This is a genomic window from Arthrobacter sp. efr-133-TYG-120 (assembly GCF_030209785.1).
Lineage (GTDB): Bacteria > Actinomycetota > Actinomycetes > Actinomycetales > Micrococcaceae > Arthrobacter.
In genome coordinates, this window is the sequence record NZ_JARVRI010000042.1 from 1 (window position 1) to 23,360 (window position 23,360).

The window sequence follows — 23,360 nt, forward strand, 5'->3', positions numbered from 1 at the left end:
CGGCCAGTACCTACTCTGCCAGCCAGTCCCAGACCAGCCACCCCAATCCTCACAGTCGTTTTGGGCGCTCAAAACGACAACAAATGCGAGTTACTTGGGTGAGGCGTCGGGCTCTTCCAGCAGGGCCGCCTTGCGGGCGCGCAGGGCGTAAAACGCGCCAAAAGCGAAGACCTGGGTCACCACGACCAGGACGATGATCCCCAGGATCTTGTTGCCGCCCAGGATCATAGTGAGCCCGACGATCGCGGACAGGAGCGCGAAGAGCGGCAACAACATGTAGCCGAGCACGAACAGGGTCTCAGGTTTCTTCAGCATTCTCAGTCTTCCGTCCGGCGCCACGTGGCGATCCGGTAGTTGGTGCCGTTCTTGGAGGTCAGCCAACCATCAGCCGGCTCTGTCGACTCAAGGTTCCAGGCCTCGCCGAACTCCGGCGCGAACGTGTCGCCGTCGGTGTCGGAATCGATGACCGTGACGACGGCGACATTCGCGATGTCCATGGACTGCCGGTAAATCTCGCCCCCGCCAATGATCCAGACGTTCTGGCCGCCAGGTGCGAACTGGGACTCGAGGAGCGCTGCGTCAAGCGAGGAGACGACGACGGCGCCACGTGCGTCGGGCGTGTCCGCCCAGCCGTGCTGCCGGGTCACCACGATGTTGGTGCGGCCGGGCAGGGGACGGTACTTTGCGGGGAAAGACTCCCAGGTCTTCCGGCCCATGATGACGGGATGCCCGGTTGTCAGCCGGCTGAAGTGCTGCAAATCTTCGGGAACGTGCCAAGGCATGGTCCCGCCTTTGCCGATCACTCCACTGCCGGTCTGTGCCCACACGAGGCCGATTCCGTTGAGCGTTTCCGCGGCCTCCCCGGGGGAAGGCGACTCCGCGGCGGGAGTTTCCTGGGCGTTCATACCGCCACGGGCGCCTTGATCGCGGGGTGGTGCCGGTAGCCGACTACTTCGAAATCCTCGAAGGTGTAGTCGAAGATCGAGTCCGGCTTGCGGGCGAAGCGCAATTGCGGGTACTCGTAAGGCTCCCGGGAGAGCTGTTCGGTGACTTGCTCCACATGGTTGTCGTAAACGTGGACGTCCCCGCCGGTCCAGACGAAATCGCCGGGCTCGAGGCCCAGCTGCTGGGCCACCATGCAGGTCAGCAACGCGTAGGAGGCGATGTTGAAAGGAACGCCCAGGAACATGTCGGCGGAACGCTGGTACAACTGGCAGGACAGCTTGCCGTCGGCAACGTAGAACTGGAAGAACGCGTGGCACGGCGGCAACGCCATGTCCTTGATCTCGGACACGTTCCAGGCCGAAACGATGTGCCGGCGCGAATCCGGGTTGGCGGCCAGGCCCTTCATGAGCTCTGCGATCTGGTCAATGTGCCCGCCGTCGGGAGTCGGCCAGCTGCGCCACTGCACGCCGTACACCGGGCCGAGTTCGCCATCAGCGTCTGCCCACTCATCCCAGATGGTGACGCCCTGCTCTTGGAGCCACTTCACGTTCGACTCGCCGCGGAGGAACCACAAGAGTTCCAGCGCGAGGGATTTGAAGTGGACCCGCTTGCTGGTGATGAGCGGGAAACCCTGGCTTAAATCGAAACGCAGCTGGCGGCCGAAAACGCTCCGAGTGCCGGTGCCCGTGCGGTCCGACTTGTGCGTGCCGTTGGCCATGACGTCGCGCAGGAGGTCTTCATATGGGGTTGGGATGCTCACGCACCCAGCTTACTGGAGTCAGTCATCGAAGGGCTTGATCTGTTCCACGGCAACTACGCGCTGGCCGTTTCCGCGGGCCACATGGCACACGATCATCTCGCCAGGCGCCAGGTACGGATCCTGGGCCGGCAGCATCTCGTGAAGCTCGGGGCCCATCCGCTCGCCGAGCGTCTTCAGGACGGTGGGGAGTGCCGGCCTGTGGGTGCAGAGCGCAACCCCGCGTTGCTTGTCGAATAAGCCCTCGACGATCGCGGCTGTCTTCTTCGGGCTCCGCTGGTGATGGTGTTCCGTCAGGGCCTCCACAAGTTTCACCTTGGCTCCGGCTGACTTGGCGTACGGCGCGATGGTGGACACACACCTGGCCCAGGGACTGCTCACGATCCGCAGCGGCTTCCACACGCCCAGAAGCCGTTCGACTGCCAGTGCCTGGCGCAGGCCCGTCACGGCCAGCGGCCGGCTGCCCTCTGCCTTGGTCCAGGAGGATCGCGGCTTGGCCTTGGCATGGCGCACCAGAATCAGGGGCCATGTTTCCAGCTCACCATTGAGGTGGGCCTTCGCCAACGCCTGGAGGGGGCCCACATCCGTCGGGTTGCTCAGGAAACGTGCCGCCTTGTCCGGCGCGGCCCACATGTAGGCATCCACTTCTTGGCCGTCCGGCTTGATGATGGACCCGTTGACTTGCGTCGCCCAGTAGTGCACCACCTTCAGCCCGGCCGACACATGGTAGTGCGTCGGAGGAAGCGGAATCCCGAGGGCAGCCTTGAGGCCGATCTCTTCCCTGATCTCGCGGACGGCGCACTCCGGGATGGTTTCCCCGGCGTCGAGCTTGCCCTTGGGCCAGGACCAGTCGTCGTACTTGGGCCGATGGATCAGCAGGACCTCAAGGGTGCCCTTGGTGACGCGCCAAGGAATGGCGCCGGCCGCCGTGACGGCGATCGGCTCCCCCGGATGGTCCGTCTGGTCCGCAATAGGTGTATCGCTCTTCAACTTTTCGCTGCCTACCGCCGGGCAACTGCACGTTGGCGGGACCGGGAGGCAAGCAGCCAGGACTGGATGTCCAGAAGCGGCGAGCCGTCCTCGGCCTGGTGGAACCTGGTCCAGTGGCCTTCGTTATCGAGGTGCCAGCTGGCAGTGCCGGGGTCCATGTAACGGCGCAGCAGATCCATGACCTCGGCTGTATCTTCGCGGCTGGAGAGCTGCACCAGCGCCTCGACCCGGCGGTCGAGGTTGCGGTGCATCATGTCCGCGGAGCCGATGTAGACCACGGGATCGTTGGCATTGGCGAAAGCAAACACGCGCGAGTGCTCCAGGAAGCGGCCCAGGACGGAGCGGACCGTGATGTTCTCGCTGAGTCCAGGAACTCCCGGACGCAGCGAGCAGATGCCGCGGACTATGACGTCGACCTTTACGCCGGCCTGCGATGCGCGGTAGAGGGCATCGATGGTGGCCTCGTCAACCATGGAGTTGACCTTGATCTGGACCTTGGCGGCAATTCCCGCCCGGGCGTTGCGGATCTCGGTCTCGATCCTGTCGATCAATCCGGACCGCACTGAGCGCGGCGCCACGAGGAGCCGCTTGAAGGTCGACTTCGGAGCATACCCGGAGAGCTGGTTGAAGAGCTTGGACAAGTCCTCGCCCACCTGCTCATTGGAGGTCAACAGGCCAAGGTCCTCGTAGTAGCGGGCCGTCCTCGGGTGGTAGTTGCCCGTGCCGATGTGGCAATACCTGCGGAGGCCATCCACTTCCTGGCGGACAACAAGGGACAACTTGCAGTGCGTCTTGAGTCCCACGATGCCGTACACCACGTGCACGCCGGCCTGCTCCAGTTTGCGGGCCCAGGAGATGTTGGCCTGCTCGTCGAAGCGGGCCTTGATCTCCACGAGGGCCAGGACCTGCTTGCCGGCCTCGGCGGCGTCGATCAGTGCGTCCACGATGGGGGAATCGCCGGAAGTGCGGTACAGGGTCTGCTTGATGGCCTGGACCTTGGGGTCGGCAGCCGCCTGCTCCAGGAAGGCCTGGACCGACGTCGAGAACGAGTCGTACGGGTGGTGCAGCAGGATGTCGCGGCGGCGCATCGCCGCGAAGACGTTGGCGGCCTTGGATGTCTCGGATTCGTTCAAGTACCGCGAGGTGTGGGGCACGTGCTTCGGGTAGTGGAGGTCGGCGCGGTCAATTCCGCCGATGACCGACAGGCCCCGGAGGTCCAGGGGAGCCGGAACGGAGTAGACCTCGGATTCCTCGACGCCGAGTTCCCGCACCAGGAGCGCGCGGATGTTCGGGTTGATGTCCGTGGTGACCTCAAGCCGGACGGGCGGGCCGAAGCGGCGGCGCAGCAGTTCTTTTTCAAGTGCCTGCAGGAGGTTCTCGGCGTCGTCCTCTTCGACTTCCACGTCCTCGTTGCGGGTGACGCGGAAGGTGTGGTGCTCCATGACTTCCATTCCGGGGAACAGCTTGTCCAGATGCACCGCGATGACCTCTTCGAGCGCGATGAAGCGTGCCACCCGGCCCGGGACCGCGCCGGCACGCGGTCCGTCGATCGAGACGAGGCGCGGGAGCTGGTCCGGGACCTTGACGCGGGCGAACAGTTCCTTGTCGCTGACCGGATTGCGGACAATCACGGCCAGGTTGAGGGAAAGCCCGGAGATATAGGGGAAGGGGTGGGCGGGATCGACGGCGAGGGGGGTGAGGATCGGGAAGACCTTCTCGCCGAACATGATGCTCAAGCGGTGCTGGGCCTCGTCGTCGAGTTCGTCCCAGCGCATGAGGTGGATGTGCTCATAGGCCAGAGCGGGGCGGATCTGCTCGGCGAATACGCGCGCATGGCGTTCCTGCAGCTTCCGGGCGGCATCGCCGATCTGCTCCAGGACTTCGATGGGGCTCAGTCCGGCGGGGGAGGGCACCGCGAGTCCCGTGGCGATGCGGCGCTTCAAGCCGGCAACGCGCACCATGAAGAATTCATCCAGGTTCGAGGCGAAGATGGAGAGGAAATTGACCCGCTCCAGGAGGAAGAGGTCCGGATCCTCCGCGAGCTCAAGAACGCGGGAGTTGAAGGCGAGCCAGCTTAGCTCGCGGTCCAGGAAGCGGTCCGGGCTGATGTCGCCTTCGGGCTCCAGGGAGGGCGCAAATTCAGGAATGTCGATGCGGTCCTGGGTTGCCCGCGCAGCCGGGACTTCGGAAGACCCGAAGCGGGGAGGCAAGGTTGCGCCCTTGACCTCGGTTTTGGTGGTTCCGACCGGGTCCGGATTCATCGGGCTCTCCTTCGTTCAGCGCGGGGTTTGATTCAACCCTACAAGGATTCCACGTACCGGAATCCTAGATGTCCTAGCCTTTCAGATACGCCTTCGTTCCGGGTTACTTCCCGGTTAACGGCGCATACATGACATCGACGTCCCAACGAACGAAGCCCAGTTTCTGGTAAAGGGCGACGGCCGCCGTATTGTCGGCGTCCACGTACAACATGACCGAGTGCAGTTCGTGGCTCTGGAGATACCTGATGCCAGCGACAGTGAGCGCTTTGCCAAGCCCCAGGCCTTGGGCCGCGGGTGTCACACCCACGACGTAGACCTCCCCGATGGCCGGATGGGGTCCTTGCCGGGGGTGCACCTTCGTCCAATGGAATCCGAGCAGTTCCCCGGCCGGGTTCACGGCGAGCAGGAAACCTGCGGGATCGAACCAATCCTCGGCCATTCGGGCGTCCAGGTCGGCCCTGGTCAGGGAGCCCTGCTCGGGATGGTGGGCAAATGCCGCCCTGTTGGCGGCCAGCCAGGCGGACTCATCCTGACCCGGCACGAAGGCGCGCAGCGAGACTCCCTCAGGCAGGCCGGCGTCGGGCAGTTCCGCGGTGGAGGACATAAGGCGCATCTTCCACAGTTCGCGCGCCGGACCGTAGCCGTAGCGGGCCGCAAGCTCCGCGGCGGCCTCGTGATTCCCGTGGGACCACGCGTTCAGCCCCTCGAGCCCGCGGCTGTCCCGGAGCGAGTCCAGCAACCGGCCCGCGGCACCCTGGTTGCGGTAGCTCGGGTGCACTGCCATTTCCAGGACTCCGGTCCCGTCGTCCGCTTCAACCACGACGGCGATTCCCGCCAGGTCCTGGCCGCTTGCGGGATCGGACTGCTCGTCCGGGGCGTACAGGGCCAGGGCGAGCACAGAGTGGTCGCCGGCATCGGCCCCGCGCAGCATGACCAGGGTCTGTTCTGACAGCGGGGGATTGCCGTCCGACTCCTCGGCGGCTGCGGCGAGCGCCTTGATGTCTTTCAACAACTCGTTGTCCGAGGCGCCTTTGACGACAAGGACGGGCCAGTTCTCCGGGTGCGCAGGGCTCATGCTGCAAGGCTATACGTCTCCGGCCGGTTTGGCGGGATGGATTTTGCAGGCACTGTGTTGGCCGTGTAAGGTCTATATCTCGTCCGGCTTCGCGAAGCAGGATACGAGGGGGATCCACCAGTGGGGTGGCCTCGATACGTTCGACCCGTATGTCCTCCACTCAAGCAAAAGAAGGCCCGGACTCAGTGAGTCCGGGCCTTCTTTGTGCTTCGAAGCTTGGGGTTCGGAAGCCTAGGCCTCGGTGAGCTCATCTTCCGGCAGGCGGACCAACGTCAGCCTGTAGCCAACGTTGCGGACCGTGCTGATGAGGTTCTCGTGGTCCACGCCGAGCTTGGCGCGCAGGCGCCGGACGTGGACGTCCACGGTGCGGGTGCCTCCGTAGTAGTCGTAGCCCCATACTTCGGTGAGAAGCTGCTGACGGGTGAATACCCTGCCCGGGTGCTGGGCGAGATACTTCAGGAGTTCGAACTCCTTGAAGGTCAGGTTGAGCGGCTGCCCGTTCACGCGGGCCGTGTAGCTTGCCTCGTCGATCACGACGCCGGCCGCCCGGATTTCCGTGTTGGTTTCCTCTTCGCCGGGGATTGCGCGGGCCACGGCCAGGCGGATCCGGGCTTCGACTTCGGCCGGGCCGGCCGAGTCGAGGACGATGTCATCAACGGACCAGGCGGAAGAGACGGCAGCCATGCCGCCTTCCGTGAGGATCAGGATGAGGGGGGCGCTCAAGCCCGTGGCTTTGAGCAACTGGGTGAGGGAGCGGGCCCCCACGAGGTCCTTGCGGGCATCAAGGAAGACGACGTCGGTGGGGTCGGTTTCGAGCAAGGCCGTTGGCTCTGCCGGAAGGATGTGGACCCGGTGGTTCAAGAGCTCCAAGGCGGGCAGGATGTCTACCGACGACCCGGTGCTGTTCGTCAGGAGCAGGATGTGCGACATAGTTCCTCCAATGGGCGGTCCGCGCATCATCGGGCGTCTGAACCGGGTTTCCACCGGCCGGTAGCTGCTTATGGGGCGTGGTTCCGTTGTAACGGAAGCGTTGCAACAAGAAGCGCTGTTGACAACCGAGTATACCCAAAGGCCCCTGCAACGTCAGGGATTCGTGTCACCTTCAGCCCATGTTTGCGACATATTTGTGCCGTATAAGGCAGGATTGGCAGGAGGTTGCTCGCGGCTTGGAACGAAATGGGCCCATCGAGGATCCCATGAAGGCGCGGCGAGGTTAGGGACACAGTGAGGTCAGGGGCGCAGTGAAGTCTTGGAGCATCGGGGTGGTCGGCCTCGTGGCGCTCGCGGTTTTCGTCGCCAGCTCTTACGGCCCCACGGAAGGGTTGGTCGCCGTCGGAATCCTGGCGTCGGCCGCGGTTGGCATCGGCTGGCCCCACTTTCTAGCCGTCCCGGCGAAGAAAACGCTCGCCACGGTGATCGGCCTGAGCGGCGCGGGTTCAGCCTTGGCTGCCGGCTTCGTGCCAGCCCCCGGATTTCTCGATGCAACTCCGGCCTTCATCGCCGCAGGCGTGATTGCGGTGTTCGTCGTGCAGTTGATCCGCGGAACCGGTCAGGCCCAACGGCTCGAGTCCACTCTGGGCAGCTGCGCCGGTGTGCTGCTGAGCTGCCTTGGCGCTGGCTGGATTGCGGGGGCGAGGTTCAATGGGATCAAGGAAATGGTGTTGGTCGCTGCCCTCAGCGCCGCGGTCGCCCTCCTCGCCGGCTTGTTGCGATGGCCGGACCGGGTCGTGGCGCCCTTGGGCATCGTGGCCGCAGGGTTGGTGGCTCCGCTGGCAGGCCTGGTGTTCTCCAACATCGCGATCGTGGCTGCCATCGTGGTGGGCGTCGTCATCGGCTCAGTCCTGGTCAGTTTCCGTCGGATGGTGACGCTTCGGCTCGGCCGCCTGAACTTCCAGGCTGTCCTTGGAATGGGCGTCGCCCCCGTTTGGGCGGTTGGCGCCTTGTGCTACTTCATCGACAAACTACTCATCTACTAACAGTTAGGATGGCATCATGTCCGTACTTGCATTTGAAATCTTCTTCCTTGTCCTCCTCGGCCTGGCCAGCCTCTCGATGGCGTGGTTCGCTGGTTTTGTCGTTTACCGTCTCTTCAAAGGCCAGAAGTAGAGCTCCCATCGATTTTGATCAACCCGTACCTTCCGGTCCACTGAGGTAATTGCTGTGCCCATTGAAATTCCTTCCGACCTGACACCCGAACTGGTACCCCTTTCCTGGCTCATTGGTGAGTGGGAAGGCCGGGGACGGCTTGGAAGCGGTGAAGAAGACTCGGATCACTTCATCCAGCACGTCTCCTTCACGCACCACGGCCTGCCCTACCTGGAGTATCGGGCGGAAAGCTGGCTCAGCGACGAGGACGGCACCAAATTGCGGCCCCTCACCGTGGAGACAGGCTTTTGGGCGCTGGAGCGGAAAATGCTCGACGCCGACGGCGGGCCCGGCTTGATTCCCGCGGAAATCGTCCCGGTATTGAAAACTGCCGATGACGTCGAAGCCCACCGGAACGCCGACGGCGGGTTCGACATCACTGTGACGATTGTCCATCCCGGTGGCATCAGCGAGCTGTACTACGGTCAAATCAAGGGGCCGCAGATCCAGATGAGCACCGATATGGTGATGCGCGGCGGCCACTCCAAGGAATACACTGCGGCCACACGCATCTTCGGCCTCGTGGATGGCAATCTGTTGTGGCGCTGGGATGTGTCCACTCCGGGCAAGTCGCTCGAGGCCCACGCTTCGGCTTTCCTGAACAAGCTCTCCTAGGGTGCTTGTTACATAGCTTCAAGGTCTCACCGAAGAGGTCTCACTGAACGTCCCGTTTCGCAGTTCGAACCAAAGGGGAGCAGCAAGTGAACGAAGCAACTAAACCTGCCAGCTATGACGATCTCAAGGCGGTCTTTTTCAACGGGACGCTCAAGCCATCGCCGCAAGTGAGCAATACCGACGGACTGATTGCCATCAGCCGGCGCATCATGGAAAAGCAGGGCGTCAGTACCCAGGTGATCCGGACCGTGGATCACGACATTGCCGCCGGAGTGTATCCGGACATGCGCGAGCACGGCTGGGCCACGGATGAATGGCCGGAGTTGTATCCGGCGGTGCTGGAGGCCGACATCGTGGTGGTGGCCGGTCCTATCTGGCTTGGCGATAACTCCTCCCAGACCAAGAAGCTCATCGAGCGGCTCTACGCCCATTCGGGCCAACTCAACAGCAAAGGCCAGTGGGCCTACTATCCAAAAGTCGGCGGCTGCCTGATCACCGGCAACGAGGACGGCATCAAGCACTGCGCCATGAACGTCCTGTACAGCCTCCAGCACGTCGGCTTCACCATTCCGCCCCAGGCCGATGCCGGCTGGATCGGCGCCGTCGGCCCCGGGCCCAGCTACCTCGACGAAGGGTCCGGTGGTCCTGAGAGCGACTTCACCAACCGGAACACCACCTTCATGACCTGGAACCTGCTCCACTACGCCCGGATGCTCAAGGACGTAGGCGGCATTCCTGCCTACGGGAACCTCCCGGACGAATGGAAAGCCGGTACGCGCTTCGATTTTGAAAACCCGGAATACCGCTGAGCCCCAAGGACTTCTACTACATATGACTTACACGAGCCCCCTATTGTCGCGCCCCGGAGCTGTAGAAGGCGGCGGCGAGGACTCCGGCGTCGCGGCCCACTACGGCGAGCCCCTGCGGGAGCAGCGCGCACTCGCCGCAGGCACCGCCGTCGTCGATCTTTCCTACCGGGGCGTTGTCACGGTCACCGGACCGGATCGCCTGAGCTGGCTCAATACTCTTTCCTCGCAGCAATTGACCAACCTCCAGCCGCGCGTCTCAAGCGAACTGTTGCTCCTCACCATTCAGGGACGCATTGAGTTCGACGCCCGCGTGGTGGACGACGGCGAGACCGCCTGGCTGTTGGTCGAAGCCGCCGAGGCTGCCCCGCTGGCCGAGTGGCTCAACAAAATGCGGTTCATGTTGCGCGTCGAGGTGGCCGATGTGTCGGCCGAGTGGGCCGTCGTTGGCTCAACGAAGCCCGTTGACGCCTGGTCCGGGCGGCTCGTCTGGGAAGACCCGTGGCCGCACATCGGCGTCGGCGGCTATTCCTACAGCGTGGTGGAGGAAAGCTCCCATCCCGGCCTTGAGAGGCCCTGGTTCGAGTACCTCATTCCGGCAGACGAGCTTGAAGCGGCCGTTGAGGGCATGGCCCTCGCTGGCTCGTTGGCCGCGGAGGCGCTCCGCATTGCTGCCTGGCGTCCCCGGCTCGGCGCGGAGACGGACGAGAAGACCATCCCGCACGAGCTCGATCTCCTCCGGACCTCGGTCCACTTGTCCAAGGGCTGCTACAAGGGCCAGGAAACCATTGCCCGTGTCCACAACCTCGGACACCCGCCCCGGCGGCTCGTTTTCCTGCAATTGGACGGCTCGCAGCACACCCTTCCAGCGCCGGGCAGCGTTGTATTTGCCGGAGAGCGCAAGGTGGGTACGCTGACATCTGTGGCCCAGCACTTCGAAATGGGGGCAGTAGGACTGGCCCTGATCAAGCGGTCTGTGGACCCGCACGAAGTGTTGACCGTGCTGGACGGTGAGGAGCCTTATCCGGCCGCCCAGGAAGTAATCGTTGCGCCCGATGCCGGACAGGTGGTGGGGCGTCAGACCGGATTCCTGAAGGGACCCCATCGATGAGCGAAACGACGGACGCTGAAGCCCAAGCGACGGGTGCCGATGACGAGGCCATTGCCTTGGCGCACACCTTGTTCGATGCCGCCAGGGAAGGCAACTCGGAGCTCCTGCGGAGCTACCTCAACGCCGGTGCTCCGGCTGGAATGCGCACTGCCGCAGGCGACTCTCTCCTGATGCTGGCCGCCTACCACGGCCACGCGGAAACCGTTCAGCTTCTGCTGTACCACGGTGCCGATGCGAACGGGGCAAACGACCGTGGCCAGACTCCGCTGGCCGGCGCGGTTTTCAAGGGCTACACGGAGGTGGCCCGGGTTCTGATTGACGCCGGCGCAGATCCCGACGCCGGTGCCCCCACAGCGCGCGAGGCCGCCCGGATGTTTGCCCGCGCGGAGATTCTCGAACTGCTCGGATAGGCCAAGGGGGGCCGTCGGGCTGAGCCCGTGCCTGGCGGCGCGGCCGCGGCGGCTGCCTTGCGGGCAAATATTCCATGTGGAATAGTTGTTGTGGAATAGTTCGCACGGAGGATGGGGAAATGGCACGAGCCGCACTGACTCCGCTTGGTGTCGCCGCATTGGCCCTCCTCGTGGAGGCGCCGATGCATCCATACGAGATGTACCAGCTCCTGATGGCCCGTCACGAGGACCGCTTGGTCAAGGTCCGGCCGGGCACGCTCTACCACGCCGTCGGCCGCCTGGAAGAGGCGGGTTTCGTCGAGTCCACGGGCATTGACCGCGCCGGCAACCGGCCCGAACGGACCACGTACCGAATCACGGGAACCGGCAGGGAGGCGCTGACCGAGCGCCTCCAGAACATGCTGGCGGAACCCGTGAACGAATACCCGAGCTTCCCCCACGCGATCGCCGAGGCACACAACCTGCCGTCCGGCGTCGTCCTCGAACTCCTGGACCGCCGCGTGGCGAACCTGGAAGACCAACTCGACTTCCTGGTCCGCGGTGAAGAAGCTGTCGCCGCAAAAGGCGTCGAGACTAAGTTCTGGATCGACGTCAAGTACCAACAAACCATGCTGCGGACGGAAATCGACTGGATACGCAGCTTCCAAAACGATCTCCGCAGCGGGCAGTTGCCGTGGTAACCGCCCAGCCAACGCACCAACGTGCAAGATATTCAGCACAGTCAAAGGAAACCCATGGAAAACGTAGCTAAACCGTGGCCCGCACTGTGGTCCCTCGTGGTCGGGTTCTTCATGATCCTGATCGACACCACCATTGTCTCCGTGGCGAACCCACGGATCATGGAGGGCCTGCATACCGACATCAACGCCGTCATCTGGGTGACGAGCGCCTACCTCCTCGCCTACGCCGTGCCGTTGCTGATCACCGGAAGGCTCGGTGACCGCTTCGGGCCCAAGAACCTCTACCTGATCGGCCTCGTGGTCTTCACGCTCGCTTCGCTGTGGTGCGGCCTCTCGGGCGACATCGGCATGCTGATCGCGGCCCGGGTGGTCCAGGGCATCGGCGCAGCCATGATGACGCCCCAGACCATGGCCGTCATCACCAGGATCTTCCCGCCGGACCGCCGCGGCGCGGCCATGGGCCTCTGGGGAGCGACGGCTGGCATGGCCATCCTCGTCGGTCCGATCCTCGGTGGCGTGTTGGTTGACGGCCTCGGCTGGCAGTGGATCTTCTTCGTCAACGTTCCCATCGGCGTCGTTGCCTTCGTCCTCGTGACCCGGCTGGTACCGAAGCTGACCACGCACAGCCACAAGTTCGACGTCGTGGGTGTTTTGCTGTCCGCGGCCGGCATGTTCCTGCTGGTGTTCGGCATCCAGGAAGGCCAAAGCTACAAGTGGGGCACCGTCACCGGGCCCATTACCGTGTGGGGACTGATCATCACGGGGCTCGTTGTCCTTGCCGTGTTCGTCCTCTGGCAGTGGCTGCTGGAGCGCCGCGGCGGCGAGCCTTTGCTGCCGTTGGGCCTGTTCAAGGACCGCAACTTCTCCTTGGGTAACACCACCATCATGGCGGTGGGCTTCACCATCACAGCGTTCCCGCTCCCCACCATTTTCTACTACCAGGTAGTCCGTGGGCTGACACCCACGCAGTCCGCGTTGCTCATGATCCCCATGGCCGTGATCTCCGGCGCTTTGGCACCTTTTGTCGGCAAGTTGATCGACCGGATCAATCCGCGCTGGTTCGCGGCCTTCGGGCTCCTCTGCCTGTCCGGTGCCCTGTTCTGGACGGGGACGCTGCTGAAGCCGGACACTCCCATCTGGATGTTCCTGCTGCCCAGCGCCCTCCAGGGCGTGGCCAATGGTTTCATTTGGGGCCCGGTCTCCAACGCCACAACCCGCAACCTGCCGCCGCGCTCGGCCGGCGCCGGTTCCGGCGTCTTCAATACGACGCGCCAGATCGGTGCGGTCTTGGGATCGGCCGCGATTGCTGCCCTCATCCAGTCCCGGCTCGCGGCTGAGCTGCCCGCGGCCCCGCCAGGCGCTGCCCCGGCAGGCGAAGGGGGATTCACCGGCAAGTTGCCAGAATTCCTGCACGACGGCTTCTCGACCGCGATGAGCCAGTCGGTCCTGCTGCCCGCTTTTGCGATTCTGCTGGGGGCAGTAGCGGCGTTGTTGTTTGGCAAGCCCAAGGCCGTCCAGGGTTGGGGTTCTCCGGCGGCAGCCCCGTCCGAGGCTAAGACTCAAACTGTTTCGCAAGACGGCTAGCCCGCGCGAACTGGCAGACGATGCCCTCAAAATGGGGGCATCGTCTGCCAACTCGCGGTTAGCGGAGCAGGACGGAGGTCTGGATGCCCCCGTCGACGAATCCCAGCTTTCGGGCCAAGGCCATGGAGCCCCGGTTGTCCAGCGCTGTTCGCCATTGCAGCGTCAGGCCGGAGGCGAGTGCCTCGTGGGCGGCGATCGAGGCAGCCAGGGTTCCAAGTCCTTGCCGGCGCAAATCCGGCGGCACCAGGACGCCCATGTCCGCGAGGATCCCCTGCCACTCCGCATAGGCGCCGCAGGCCACCGGTTTGCGGTCCGGTTCGTTGCCGTCCATCACGGTGAAATGGTGGTCCATCCTTGAGAGATGGACTTCATTGACGTCGTCTGGAGGGCACCTGCCCTCCAGCTCGATCGCCTCCGGGTGGCCGTGCGAGACGGTGACTTCGCCGCCCGGCCGGAAGAGGGGAAGGTCGTCGGCGAACAGCAGCGCCGACGTCCCGAGCCCGTGGCCGCCGTGTTCGCGGCTGATCCGCAATAGTGCGGAATGCTCGCTCAGTTGATCGTCCGAGAGTTCGACGGCGGCAGCCACCGCCCACGCGGGAGCCACCAATGCGGAGCGGCCAAAGAGCCTCACGAAGGTGATGGATTCGGCGTCTTCGTCTTCCCTGACCAGCCGCTCCCCGGTGCGGGCAGCAGGTGAGCCGGAGACGAAACTGAAGGCCTCGTCGTCGAACCCTAAGTGCCGGGCCCAGGCCAGCAGCACAATTTCCGCCGATCCCGCATCAAGTTCCATGACATCGAGTCTATGCAGTCCCGGAAAAGGAAAGGAGCAGGCAGGCACCGGGTGGTACCTGCCTGCTCCTTGAAGAATCTGCTCTTGTGAAGAACCGGCTCAGCCGAACAGCACCGCAGCTTCGTCATAGCGGTTCTGCGGGACGGTCTTGAGCTTGCCCAAAGCGGCTTCGAAGCCCACATGCTCGATGTCCGTGCCCTTGAGGGCCACCATGGTTCCCCAGCGGCCTTCCACGACGGAATCGATGGCCGCCATGCCCAGGCGGGTGGCCAGGACGCGGTCAAAAGCCGACGGGACGCCGCCGCGCTGGATGTGGCCGAGGATCGTGGCACGGGTTTCGATGCCGGTGCGGGCTTCGATCTCCGGGGCGAGCTGGTCGGCGATGCCACCCAGGCGGGGCCGGCCGAAGGTATCCAGGCCGCGTTCGGAGTGCGGGGCCTCCATGTGGTCCGGAACAAAGCCCTCAGCGACAACAATCAGCGGCGCACGGCCACGATCGTGGGCCTCCTGGACCCACTCGGTGATCTGCTCGATGCTGACCTTCTGCTCGGGGATCAGGATGGCGTGCGCGCCGGCGGCCATGCCCGCGTGCAGGGCGATCCAGCCCACGTGGCGGCCCATGACCTCGGCGATCATGCAGCGGTGGTGGGATTCTCCCGTGGTGCGCAGCCGGTCGATGGCCTCGGTGGCGATCTGGACGGCGGTGTCGAAGCCGAAGGTGTAGTCGGTGGCGTCGAGGTCGTTGTCCACGGTCTTGGGGACGCCCACGATCCTCAAGCCGGCGTCGGTGAGGCGCTTCGCGGCGGCCAAGGTGCCTTCGCCGCCGATGGCGATGATGGCGTCGATGCCGAGGCGGTCCATGTGGGCCTTGATGACATCCGGCCCGCCGCCGTTTTCGAACGGGTTGGTGCGGGAGGTGCCAAGGATGGTTCCACCCTGTTTGGCGATACCGCGGACCATAGTCCGGGGAATGTCGATGACGTCGCCCTCCACGACGCCCCGCCAACCGTCCCGGAAACCGACGAATTCCTGGCCGTGGATGGCGATTCCCTTGAGGACGGCGCCGCGGATGACGGCATTAAGTCCGGGGCAGTCGCCACCGCTGGTAAGGATTCCAATTTTCATGAGGGCTCAAATCCTGGCTAGGAGGTATACGTGCAGAGCGCCACGCTGAGCTCACAACGATTGTAGGGGGCAATGTGGGGTAGGACACAAACCGTGACCGCCGCGGATGAGACTTTTGAAACAACCAGGAAACAGCCCGGGCGAACCCGGGCTGTGCTAGTTCCTGCCTTGCGAGCGCTGGGTGAGGAAGGATTCCAGCGCAATGGTGCCGCTTTGGTTGGGAAGCAGCAACCATGCCACCACGTAGATCACGACGGCGGGTCCTGGTAGCAGGCAGAAGATCAGGTAGCCAATGCGGACGTAGGCTACGTCCACATTCAGCTTGGCGGCGATGCCACCGCAAACCCCTCCGATCAAACGCTGCGGACCGCGCTTCAGGCCGATGCCCCGTACGATGCTGAAGAACTTGTTCATGGCTAGAGCCTTCCCTGTTGTGGCTGCTTTGTCACGTGCTGCTTGCTAGCGGTGGTCGGAATCGGCGGCGCCGGAGTCCGGGCTGGACCCGCGGTCTTTTCGTGAGCGGGCGGAGACCAGGCCTCCGATCACGAGTGCCGCGCCGGCTCCGATCATGAGCCCGATCAGCACATAGGTGCCGTTGAGGACCACGAGGCCGAGTTTGGAAATGATGATCAAAGCTGCGAGTGCCAGGACAATCAGCCCCCAGACCACGGTGCCTACCCTTGCCCGGGCGGTTTGAACCGGGGTTTCAGGTGCTGTTTCAAATGCCTGCGTGGGTTCGTGCGTGCTCATGTCAGTTTCCTTCCTGGACGGTGACGTTGCTCAAAGTGCCGTTGAGCCTGACGACAAGCTTGGCGCCGGGTTTGTCCGTGTTGAAGCTGTCCCGGGTACCGCCATTGCTTTGGGTGACGGCGCTACCGTCTTGCTTGAGGTTCGCGAAGGTCATGTCCGCCTGGACCTCCACCGGCACGGTCGCCGGGATGACGAGTTTGATATTGCTGGCGGTGACGTCCATCGGAACAACGACGTCGGAGCTCAGCGGCGCGCTCAGGTTCAGCTTGGTCAGGTCGACGGTCCCGTTGACCCCGGTGATGTCGAAGCCTTTGCGGGCATCGTCGATGCTCACAGGATTCCATTGGGCATTCTGGAGACGGAAGTGGTCCGCGTTGGGCGCGATATTGAAGATGCCGCCGATCACCAGCGTGGCTATGGCCAGAAAGCCGAGTAGTCCCGACGTGCGGCCACGAAGCCCCGCAACAAGGATCCCGAGGCCGAGGACTCCGGCGCCTGTGGCCCAGACCACCGCGTTGGCGGCATCGCCCAGATGGATGACGTTGCCGGCGTCGAGCAGCTTGAGTGTTCCGCCGGCCAGCAGGGCAGCCCCCGCTGAGACCGCTACGATGGCCGCGCCCGGCCCCTGCCGCCTTGGACGCTCGGGGCGTTCGGGGCGGTTGGGAACGCCGGCCGGTGGGTAGGGCCCTGCGGGATTGACGGGGCCCGAGGGGGTTCCCGGCCCCCCGGTTCCGTAATTACCGGTTCCGCCGGTTCCGTAAGTCCCGGTTCCGTAAGTCCCGGCGCTGTAAGGACCCGCGCTGTAAGGGCCGGCCGGGTAGCCTGCCGAGGCGTGTGTCTCCGCGCCGCCAAAGGAACCTGGAGCGGCCGCGTAGTTGTGTGTGCCCATTGTCTGCCTTCCGTTGCGGGCTTTGCTGCGCTGGACCAGGAAATAGACCAGGTAGATGATGCCGCCTACCCAGAACAGCGTCCACAGGAGTCCGGGAACCCCATTCCAGCCCCATCCCCAGAAACCGCGGCCGAGGCTTGGCAATCCGATGATGGTTGTGATGAGGGCTCCGGTCATGCCTGCGGACCAGCGGCCCGCCCCGGCCTCCTGTGCATGGATGCGGCCATCGGGTTCGGGCAGGAGCGCCCAGGCGATGCCATAGAGCAGGATGCCTATGCCGGCGAAGAGGGTGAGGATGATAAAGATGCCGCGGACGATCAAAGGATCGATGCCGAAGCGGTGGGCGATGCCGCTGGCCACGCCGCCCATCCACCGGTCCCGGCCACGGCTGATGCCTTGGCTTCGGATCCAGTTGAAGAAGTTCTGCGGGGGAGCTGGCACGGCGTGATTCGGTGCCGCGCCGCTGGTGTTGCCGGCGTCCGGCTGGGCCGGTTCTTCGGGCACGCCCGTCGCGGCCGGCTGGATGGATTCTGCAGGTTGTCCGGGCTCCGCAGCTTGTCCGGGGCCCTCTGGATTCATGCTGTTCGCGTTCATACTTCGATCTTGCCGTCCGGCGACGTCTCCCTCTATTGGGGGATACCCTGAACGTTCCCTGAGTGGCCCCCTGAGATGCCCTGCTTCGAGCGCCGAAGACCCTGATACGTGTTTGGATGGATTCATGACAACCGCCACGCAACGCCCGCCGCTGGTCCGGAGCAGCGAACGGATCATTGCCGGCGTGTGCAGCGGCCTGGCGGACCATCTTGGCTGGCCCGTGAAGTACATCCGGCTCGCCATGGTCCTTGCCTCGTTCGCCGGCGGCGCGGGCCTGGCTTTCTACGCCTGGCTCTGGGTCATGGTGCCCACCGCTGACGAAAGCGCCCGCCGAAACAGCCGCCGGCCGGCGTCGCCCATTGCTCCCGCGGTGAGCCTGCCTCCTTCGGTGAGCATTCCTCCCGACGTTGCAGCGCCCGACGGCGCGCAGCCGGTGCCGCTGTCCACCCCGGCTCCCGTCGTCGCCTCCTGGTTCAGGATTCGGCGGATCCAGTATGGGAAAGAGATCCTCCTCGGGGCCGGCCTGCTCCTGGTGGCCGCCATCCTGATCGCCCGGCAGTTCGGCGTCGAGGTCCCCCTCGGCACGCTGATCCCGGCGGCGGCCATACTCGGTGGGGCGGCGATCGCGTGGATGCAGTTGGACGAGACGCGCCGGGCCGGGCTGGTGGACAAGACGAAGGCGGACCAAGCCGGTGGCTGGGTCCGCCTTGCTGCGGGCCTGGCCCTGGTGGTTGCCGGGGTGTTGGTCATGGTGTCCGGTTCCGGCTCGTGGGAGCAGACCTGGCTCGCGCTGCTGGCTTCCATCGCGGTGCTGGGCGGCGTGGCCTTGGTGCTGCTGCCGTGGGGCTTGAAGTTCTGGAAGGACCTTGAAACTGAGCGGGCAGCGCGGGTTCGCGAGACCGAGCGGGCCGAGATTGCCGCCCACTTGCACGACTCGGTACTGCAGACGCTCGCCTTGATCCAACGCCGTGCCGGTTCGGAACAGGACGTGGTCCGCCTCGCCCGTGCCCAGGAGCGTGAACTGCGCACCTGGCTGTACCGGGACGCCGCCAAGGATTCGGGGCTCCTCGCGGAGCGGATTGCCGCAGCCGCAGCCGAAGTGGAGGACGCCCACGGACATCCGGTCGACGTCGTCAGCGTCGGAGACACCGCCATGACGGACAGGCACGAAGCCCTCGTCCTGGCGGCCCGGGAGGCCATGCACAATGCTGCCCGGCATGGCGGCGGAGCCGTGTCCGTCTATCTCGAGACTTCCGACACCGGCAGCGAGGTTTTCGTCAGGGACCGCGGACCCGGCTTTGACCCGGATGCCGTCCCGGAAGACCGGCTCGGTGTCAAGGAGTCAATCGTCGGACGGATGAAACGCCACGGCGGCACTGCGGTCATCAGCAGTAGTTCCGAGGGCACCGAAGTACGCCTGAAACTGCCCGTCGAGAACGCCGACAAAGCAGAGAACCGAAACGGAGAAGCCAAAGTATGAACGCCCTATCAGAGCAAGTAACGCGGAAGGTTCGCGTGGTGATCGTGGACGATCACGCCATTTTCCGGTCCGGGCTGAAGGCCGACCTCGATTCGCGGATCGACGTCGTGGGCGAGGCCGGAACAGTGGAACAAGCCATCGCCGTGATTGCCGAGGTTCAGCCGGAGGTGGTGCTTCTTGACGTCCACTTGCCCGGCGGCCTTGGCGGTGGCGGCCGGGAGGTCATCAGTGCATCCTCGGCGTTGCGCGGGAGCACGAGCTTCCTGGCCTTGAGCGTCTCGGATGCCGCCGAGGACGTCGTGGCCGTCATTCGGGCCGGGGCACGCGGCTACGTCACCAAGACCATTTCCGGCCCGGAGATCTCCGACGCCGTGGTCCGCGTGGCCGACGGTGACGCGGTCTTCTCGCCGAGGCTGGCGGGTTTTGTCCTGGACGCGTTTGGAACTTCCCCGGCCGAGATCGCCGACGACGAACTCGACCGTCTTTCCGCGAGGGAACTGGAAGTCATGCGTCTCATCGCCCGGGGTTACAGCTACAAGGAGGTGGCCAAGGAGCTGTTCATTTCCATCAAGACCGTGGAAACCCATGTCTCTGCGGTACTCCGCAAACTCCAGCTCTCCAGCCGCCACGAACTGACCAAGTGGGCCGCCGAACGCCGCCTCCTCTGACGCCCGCTCACCTATGGGGGCTTAAACCCAAACGCCCGCTCACCTATGGCGGTTTAAACCCAAACGCCCGCTCACCTATGGGGGCTTAAACCCAAACGCCCGCTCACCTATGGCGGGTTAAACCCAAACGCCCGCTCACCTCTATCCCAAGGTGAGCGGGCGTTTGCGCGGGGGAAAGGCTACTTGGCCTGGCCGAGGAATTCCTGGAGGCGTCGAACGCCTTCGGCGAGGTCGTCGTCGCCCAAGGCGTACGAGAGGCGCACGAAACCGGAGGGGCCAAAGGCCTCGCCCGGAACAATCGCGACCTCAACCTCGTCGAGGATCAGTGAGGCAAGCTCAGCGGACGTTGACGGACGGACGGGACCGTTCGAGGTCGGGAATTCCTTGCCCAGCAGCCCGCGGACGTCGGCGTACACGTAGAAGGCGCCGGTCGGCGTCGGGCATTCCACACCGTCGATCGCGTTCAGTCCGGCAACGATCGCCTTGCGGCGGCGGTCGAAGGCGACCTTCATTTCGTCGACGGCGGTCAGCGGACCGGACACCGCAGCGAGGGCTGCGATCTGCATGATGTTCGAAACGTTCGACGTCGCGTGCGACTGGAGGTTGGTGGCGGCCTTGATGACGTCGGCCGGGCCGATCATCCATCCGACACGCCATCCGGTCATGGCATAGGTCTTGGCGACACCGTTGAGGATGACCACCTTGTCGCCGAGTTCGGGAGCGGCAGTGGCGATAGAGGTGAAGGGGACGCCGTCGTAAGTCAGGTGTTCGTAGATCTCGTCGGTGACAACCCAGAGGCCCTTGGCCGCGGCCCATTTTCCGATTTCGGCCACTTGTTCGGCGCTGTAGACGGCGCCGGTCGGGTTGGACGGGGAAACGAAAAGCAGGATCTTCGTCTTGTCGGTGACCGCGGCTTCGAGCTGCTCCACGGTGACCAGGTAACCCTGCTCGGGTCCGGCGAAGACCTCGACGGGAACGCCTCCGGCCAAGCGGATTGCCTCCGGGTAGGTGGTCCAGAAAGGCGTGGGGATGATGACTTCGTCGCCCGGATCAACCAGGGTGGCGAAGGTGTTGTAGACAGCCTGCTTACCGCCATTGGTAACCATCACCTGGGAAGCATCGACTTTGTAGCCCGAGTCGCGGAAGGTCTTGTCCGCGATGGCCTGCTTCAGCTCCGGCAAGCCGGCAGCGGGGGAGTAGCGGTGGTACTTCGGCTGCGAGGCGGCCTCGACGGCGGCCTTGACGATGTAGTCGGGGGTCGGGAAGTCGGGCTCCCCGGCGCCAAAGCCGATCACGGGGCGACCCGCTGCCTTGAGCGCCTTGGCCTTGGCGTCAACGGCAAGGGTGGCGGACTCGGCGATGGCGGAAATTCGCTGTGAAATGCGGGCGGCAGGTATTCCGGCAGACATTAAAGCACCGTTCTTCGCGGGCAGCTCATGAGCTGGATGGTGGGATTCGACGGAATCTACTTTATGCTGTTCTGCGGAGCTATCGGGCTAACGTCTCGAAAGTGACAGTGCATGCTGATCAAACGAGCGCTGATCACACGAGGCTGAACGCTCCGGAAATGGCCCGGTTCGACTATCGCGACGTTGTTGCGTAGACTGGTTCACCGGTGTTGAAAAACATCACAATGGTTCGCGCCCCAGATTGGCCCGGAATCCCGTGTTCTTGGGGATTCCTTGGCAATGATGGAGTGCGGCCAAATATGGATTCGTTCCATAGGGTAGTGGCGCAATTGGTAGCGCAGCGGTCTCCAAAACCGCAGGTTGCAGGTTCGAGTCCTGTCTGCCCTGCGCAAGCTGTTCCGGGTTTCGCTCGGAACAAGCGCAGCAACCATGACTCTGATCAGAGTCGGGTCAACGACGTTTGCATAGATGAGTGAGGATCAGGTGACCGAAACAGCTGCGAGCAGCTCGAAGGGCCGCCCTGCCAAGAAGTCCGATTCCGGACTCTTCGCTCGAATTGCTCTTTTTGTCCGCCAGGTAATTGGCGAGCTCAAAAAGGTAGTTGCCCCCACCCGCAAGGAACTGGTCAATTACACAGTCGTGGTGCTGGTGTTCGTGGCCATCATGATGTTGGTCGTCACCATCCTGGACTTGGCTTTCGGTACGGGAATCAAATGGGTTTTCGGCGCTACCGGCACCACGAACCACTAAGCGGATCGCTCCGCAAACCGCGTGAAATCCCCGGAAAATCAAGGGATTTCACAGGGTTTGCGGAATTGAGCCATTTAAATAGGCATGTTAGGCAATGAGGAAGCAGGAGACCAAGTGTCTGAGCAGGAGCTCGAGGTAACTGAGACTGAGCTGGATGGGCCCGCTGAAAGCACGGCCCACGCCACGGCTGACGCCGTGGAAGGATCCGAGGTCGATTCTGCTGCGCCCGAAACTGCCGACGTCGACGACGCCGACCAGGATGAGTCCGACGACGAGTCCGGCGCCGACGCCCTGGCCGCCGCTGCAGCCGTAGCGCCCGCCGACCCCGCCGAGGAGTTCAAGGCCAAGCTTCGCCGCCAGGAGGGCGACTGGTACGTCATCCACTCCTACGCAGGCTACGAAAACCGCGTCAAGGCCAACCTTGAGACCCGCATCCAGACCTTGGACATGGAAGATTACATCTTCGAGATCCAGGTGCCCATGGAGGAAGTCGTTGAGATCAAGAACGCCCAGCGCAAGATCATCAACCGCGTTCGCATTCCGGGCTACGTCCTCGTCCGTATGGACCTGACCGACGCATCCTGGGGCGCCGTCCGCCATACCCCGGGTGTCACGGGCTTCGTGGGCAACGCACACAACCCGGTCCCGCTTCGCCTCGATGAGGTCTTCTCCATGCTGGCCCCGGTCTTCGAAGAGCAGCAGGCCGAGAAGGGCAAGCCGGTCAACAAGCAGCACCAGACGCCCGTCGACATCGACTTCGAGGTCGGAGAGTCCGTCATCGTCAAGGAAGGTCCGTTCGAGACCCTTCCCGCCACGATCTCCGAGATCAAGATGGATTCCCAGACGCTTGTGGTGCTGGTGTCGATCTTCGAGCGCGAAACCCCGGTTACGCTCGCATTCAACCAGGTCACCAAGATCTAGTTGATCCAAGAATTTCGCCCCGCGGTTGCCCGCTTAGCAGCCACGGAGCGGTCGGTCGCCTTGCCATGGCGGCCACAAACCTGAGGCACGCTCCTGTGTCCTAGGAAGTTATTGAGAGAAGGACCTACATTGGCTCCCAAGAAGAAGGTCACCGGCCTCATCAAGCTGCAGATCCAGGCAGGTGCCGCCAACCCGGCCCCGCCGATCGGTCCTGCGCTTGGCCAGCACGGTGTCAACATCATGGAATTCTGCAAGGCGTACAACGCTGCAACAGAAGCCCAGCGCGGAAACGTTATCCCGGTTGAAATCACGGTCTACGAAGACCGCTCGTTCACCTTCATCACCAAGACCCCGCCGGCTGCAGAGCTCATCAAGAAGGCTGCAGGCGTTGCAAAGGGTTCGGCCACGCCGCACACCGTCAAGGTTGCCAAGCTGACCCAGGCACAGGTTAACGAGATCGCCACCACCAAGATGGAAGACCTCAACGCCACCAGCCTTGAGGGCGCTGCCAAGATCATCGCCGGCACCGCACGCTCCATGGGCATCACCGTCGAGGGTTAATTCCCCTCACCGCTTCATGGCGTCTGTTTTGGGAAACTGACGAC

At 64.0% G+C, this 23,360-nt stretch carries 25 protein-coding genes and 1 tRNA gene; 13 read left to right on the forward strand and 13 right to left on the reverse strand.

Annotation, left to right across the window (positions count from 1 at the left end; translation table 11 throughout):
* Nucleotides 1–90: 90 nt before the first annotated feature.
* The 7 genes from QRN51_RS21340 to QRN51_RS21370 all read right to left on the reverse strand — a co-directional run bounded on the left by QRN51_RS21340 (nucleotide 91) and on the right by QRN51_RS21370 (nucleotide 6,958).
* Nucleotides 91–315 carry an NF038396 family protein gene (locus tag QRN51_RS21340; RefSeq protein WP_284991810.1) on the reverse strand — a complete coding sequence of 75 codons (225 nt, stop codon included), beginning with the start codon at nucleotides 313–315 and terminating at the stop codon, nucleotides 91–93.
* Nucleotides 316–317: 2 nt separating this feature from the next.
* The gene (locus QRN51_RS21345) at nucleotides 318–905 is read right to left on the reverse strand and encodes a dihydrofolate reductase (protein WP_284991811.1); all 588 of its coding nucleotides are present in this window, start codon (nucleotides 903–905) and stop codon (nucleotides 318–320) included.
* Nucleotides 902–1,705: a thymidylate synthase gene (locus tag QRN51_RS21350; protein ID WP_284991812.1), complete on the reverse strand. Its 804-nt coding sequence runs from the start codon at nucleotides 1,703–1,705 to the stop codon at nucleotides 902–904. Before QRN51_RS21350 ends, QRN51_RS21345 begins: the two co-directional genes overlap by 4 nt.
* A gap of 18 nt (nucleotides 1,706–1,723) precedes the next feature.
* The gene (locus tag QRN51_RS21355) at nucleotides 1,724–2,692 is read right to left on the reverse strand and encodes an NUDIX hydrolase (protein ID WP_284991813.1); all 969 of its coding nucleotides are present in this window, start codon (nucleotides 2,690–2,692) and stop codon (nucleotides 1,724–1,726) included.
* A gap of 11 nt (nucleotides 2,693–2,703) precedes the next feature.
* Nucleotides 2,704–4,953: an RNA degradosome polyphosphate kinase gene (locus QRN51_RS21360; protein ID WP_284991814.1), complete on the reverse strand. Its 2,250-nt coding sequence runs from the start codon at nucleotides 4,951–4,953 to the stop codon at nucleotides 2,704–2,706.
* Between the two features lie 103 nt (nucleotides 4,954–5,056).
* Nucleotides 5,057–6,028, reverse strand: coding sequence for a mycothiol synthase (gene mshD, locus QRN51_RS21365; protein WP_284991815.1), 972 nt, complete (start codon nucleotides 6,026–6,028; stop codon nucleotides 5,057–5,059).
* A 231-nt stretch (nucleotides 6,029–6,259) separates the two neighbouring features.
* Nucleotides 6,260–6,958 carry a winged helix-turn-helix transcriptional regulator gene (locus QRN51_RS21370; RefSeq protein ID WP_059387339.1) on the reverse strand — a complete coding sequence of 233 codons (699 nt, stop codon included), beginning with the start codon at nucleotides 6,956–6,958 and terminating at the stop codon, nucleotides 6,260–6,262.
* A gap of 311 nt (nucleotides 6,959–7,269) precedes the next feature.
* Between QRN51_RS21370 and QRN51_RS21375 the strand changes: the two genes are divergently transcribed.
* From QRN51_RS21375 to QRN51_RS21405, 7 genes are all read left to right on the forward strand, one after another.
* Nucleotides 7,270–8,004, forward strand: a complete 735-nt coding sequence (locus QRN51_RS21375) for a permease (protein ID WP_284991816.1) — start codon at nucleotides 7,270–7,272, stop codon at nucleotides 8,002–8,004.
* 184 nt (nucleotides 8,005–8,188) lie between these two features.
* Nucleotides 8,189–8,788 (forward strand): nitrobindin family protein, encoded by a 600-nt coding sequence (locus QRN51_RS21380; RefSeq protein ID WP_059387340.1) that lies wholly within the window; start codon nucleotides 8,189–8,191, stop codon nucleotides 8,786–8,788.
* 86 nt (nucleotides 8,789–8,874) lie between these two features.
* On the forward strand, nucleotides 8,875–9,597 hold the full coding sequence (locus QRN51_RS21385; protein WP_059387341.1) for a flavodoxin family protein: 723 nt from the start codon (nucleotides 8,875–8,877) through the stop codon (nucleotides 9,595–9,597).
* A 22-nt stretch (nucleotides 9,598–9,619) separates the two neighbouring features.
* Nucleotides 9,620–10,705, forward strand: a complete 1,086-nt coding sequence (ygfZ, locus tag QRN51_RS21390; RefSeq protein WP_284991817.1) for a CAF17-like 4Fe-4S cluster assembly/insertion protein YgfZ — start codon at nucleotides 9,620–9,622, stop codon at nucleotides 10,703–10,705.
* A complete protein-coding gene (locus QRN51_RS21395; RefSeq protein ID WP_284991818.1) occupies nucleotides 10,702–11,115 on the forward strand; it encodes an ankyrin repeat domain-containing protein in 414 nt (137 codons plus the stop codon). Before ygfZ ends, QRN51_RS21395 begins: the two co-directional genes overlap by 4 nt.
* A gap of 119 nt (nucleotides 11,116–11,234) precedes the next feature.
* Nucleotides 11,235–11,795 (forward strand): PadR family transcriptional regulator, encoded by a 561-nt coding sequence (locus QRN51_RS21400; protein WP_059387343.1) that lies wholly within the window; start codon nucleotides 11,235–11,237, stop codon nucleotides 11,793–11,795.
* A 54-nt stretch (nucleotides 11,796–11,849) separates the two neighbouring features.
* The gene (locus QRN51_RS21405) at nucleotides 11,850–13,379 is read left to right on the forward strand and encodes a DHA2 family efflux MFS transporter permease subunit (protein WP_284991819.1); all 1,530 of its coding nucleotides are present in this window, start codon (nucleotides 11,850–11,852) and stop codon (nucleotides 13,377–13,379) included.
* Between the two features lie 58 nt (nucleotides 13,380–13,437).
* On the opposite strand, the gene QRN51_RS21410 is transcribed toward QRN51_RS21405, so the two are convergent.
* The 5 genes from QRN51_RS21410 to QRN51_RS21430 form a co-directional block, all read right to left on the reverse strand.
* Nucleotides 13,438–14,169, reverse strand: coding sequence for a GNAT family N-acetyltransferase (locus tag QRN51_RS21410; RefSeq protein ID WP_284991820.1), 732 nt, complete (start codon nucleotides 14,167–14,169; stop codon nucleotides 13,438–13,440).
* Nucleotides 14,170–14,268: 99 nt separating this feature from the next.
* On the reverse strand, nucleotides 14,269–15,294 hold the full coding sequence (locus QRN51_RS21415) for an ATP-dependent 6-phosphofructokinase (protein ID WP_078108065.1): 1,026 nt from the start codon (nucleotides 15,292–15,294) through the stop codon (nucleotides 14,269–14,271).
* A gap of 156 nt (nucleotides 15,295–15,450) precedes the next feature.
* The gene (locus tag QRN51_RS21420) at nucleotides 15,451–15,708 is read right to left on the reverse strand and encodes a PspC domain-containing protein (RefSeq protein WP_059387344.1); all 258 of its coding nucleotides are present in this window, start codon (nucleotides 15,706–15,708) and stop codon (nucleotides 15,451–15,453) included.
* 45 nt (nucleotides 15,709–15,753) lie between these two features.
* Nucleotides 15,754–16,044 (reverse strand): hypothetical protein, encoded by a 291-nt coding sequence (locus QRN51_RS21425; protein WP_059387345.1) that lies wholly within the window; start codon nucleotides 16,042–16,044, stop codon nucleotides 15,754–15,756.
* Between the two features lies 1 nt (nucleotide 16,045).
* Nucleotides 16,046–17,527: a PspC domain-containing protein gene (locus tag QRN51_RS21430; protein ID WP_284991821.1), complete on the reverse strand. Its 1,482-nt coding sequence runs from the start codon at nucleotides 17,525–17,527 to the stop codon at nucleotides 16,046–16,048.
* A 124-nt stretch (nucleotides 17,528–17,651) separates the two neighbouring features.
* On the opposite strand from QRN51_RS21430, the gene QRN51_RS21435 reads away from it, so the two are divergent.
* Together QRN51_RS21435 and QRN51_RS21440 are read left to right on the forward strand one after the other, a co-directional pair.
* Nucleotides 17,652–19,007, forward strand: a complete 1,356-nt coding sequence (locus tag QRN51_RS21435; protein ID WP_284991822.1) for an ATP-binding protein — start codon at nucleotides 17,652–17,654, stop codon at nucleotides 19,005–19,007.
* Complete coding sequence (locus QRN51_RS21440) at nucleotides 19,004–19,675, forward strand: LuxR C-terminal-related transcriptional regulator (protein ID WP_059387347.1); 672 nt, start codon at nucleotides 19,004–19,006, stop codon at nucleotides 19,673–19,675. The genes QRN51_RS21435 and QRN51_RS21440 overlap by 4 nt, the downstream gene beginning before the upstream one ends.
* 179 nt (nucleotides 19,676–19,854) lie before the next feature.
* Here QRN51_RS21440 and QRN51_RS21445 read toward each other — a convergent pair whose 3' ends face one another.
* A complete protein-coding gene (locus QRN51_RS21445; RefSeq protein WP_284991823.1) occupies nucleotides 19,855–21,084 on the reverse strand; it encodes a pyridoxal phosphate-dependent aminotransferase in 1,230 nt (409 codons plus the stop codon).
* 314 nt (nucleotides 21,085–21,398) lie between these two features.
* On the opposite strand from QRN51_RS21445, the gene QRN51_RS21450 reads away from it, so the two are divergent.
* The 4 genes from QRN51_RS21450 (at nucleotide 21,399) to rplK (ending at nucleotide 23,316) form a co-directional block, all read left to right on the forward strand.
* Nucleotides 21,399–21,471 (forward strand) — tRNA-Trp (locus tag QRN51_RS21450).
* A gap of 81 nt (nucleotides 21,472–21,552) precedes the next feature.
* Complete coding sequence (gene secE, locus QRN51_RS21455; RefSeq protein WP_059387348.1) at nucleotides 21,553–21,834, forward strand: preprotein translocase subunit SecE; 282 nt, start codon at nucleotides 21,553–21,555, stop codon at nucleotides 21,832–21,834.
* 114 nt (nucleotides 21,835–21,948) lie between these two features.
* Nucleotides 21,949–22,755: a transcription termination/antitermination protein NusG gene (nusG, locus tag QRN51_RS21460; protein WP_284991824.1), complete on the forward strand. Its 807-nt coding sequence runs from the start codon at nucleotides 21,949–21,951 to the stop codon at nucleotides 22,753–22,755.
* Nucleotides 22,756–22,884: 129 nt separating this feature from the next.
* Complete coding sequence (gene rplK / locus QRN51_RS21465; RefSeq protein WP_018773647.1) at nucleotides 22,885–23,316, forward strand: 50S ribosomal protein L11; 432 nt, start codon at nucleotides 22,885–22,887, stop codon at nucleotides 23,314–23,316.
* Nucleotides 23,317–23,360 lie beyond the last annotated feature (44 nt).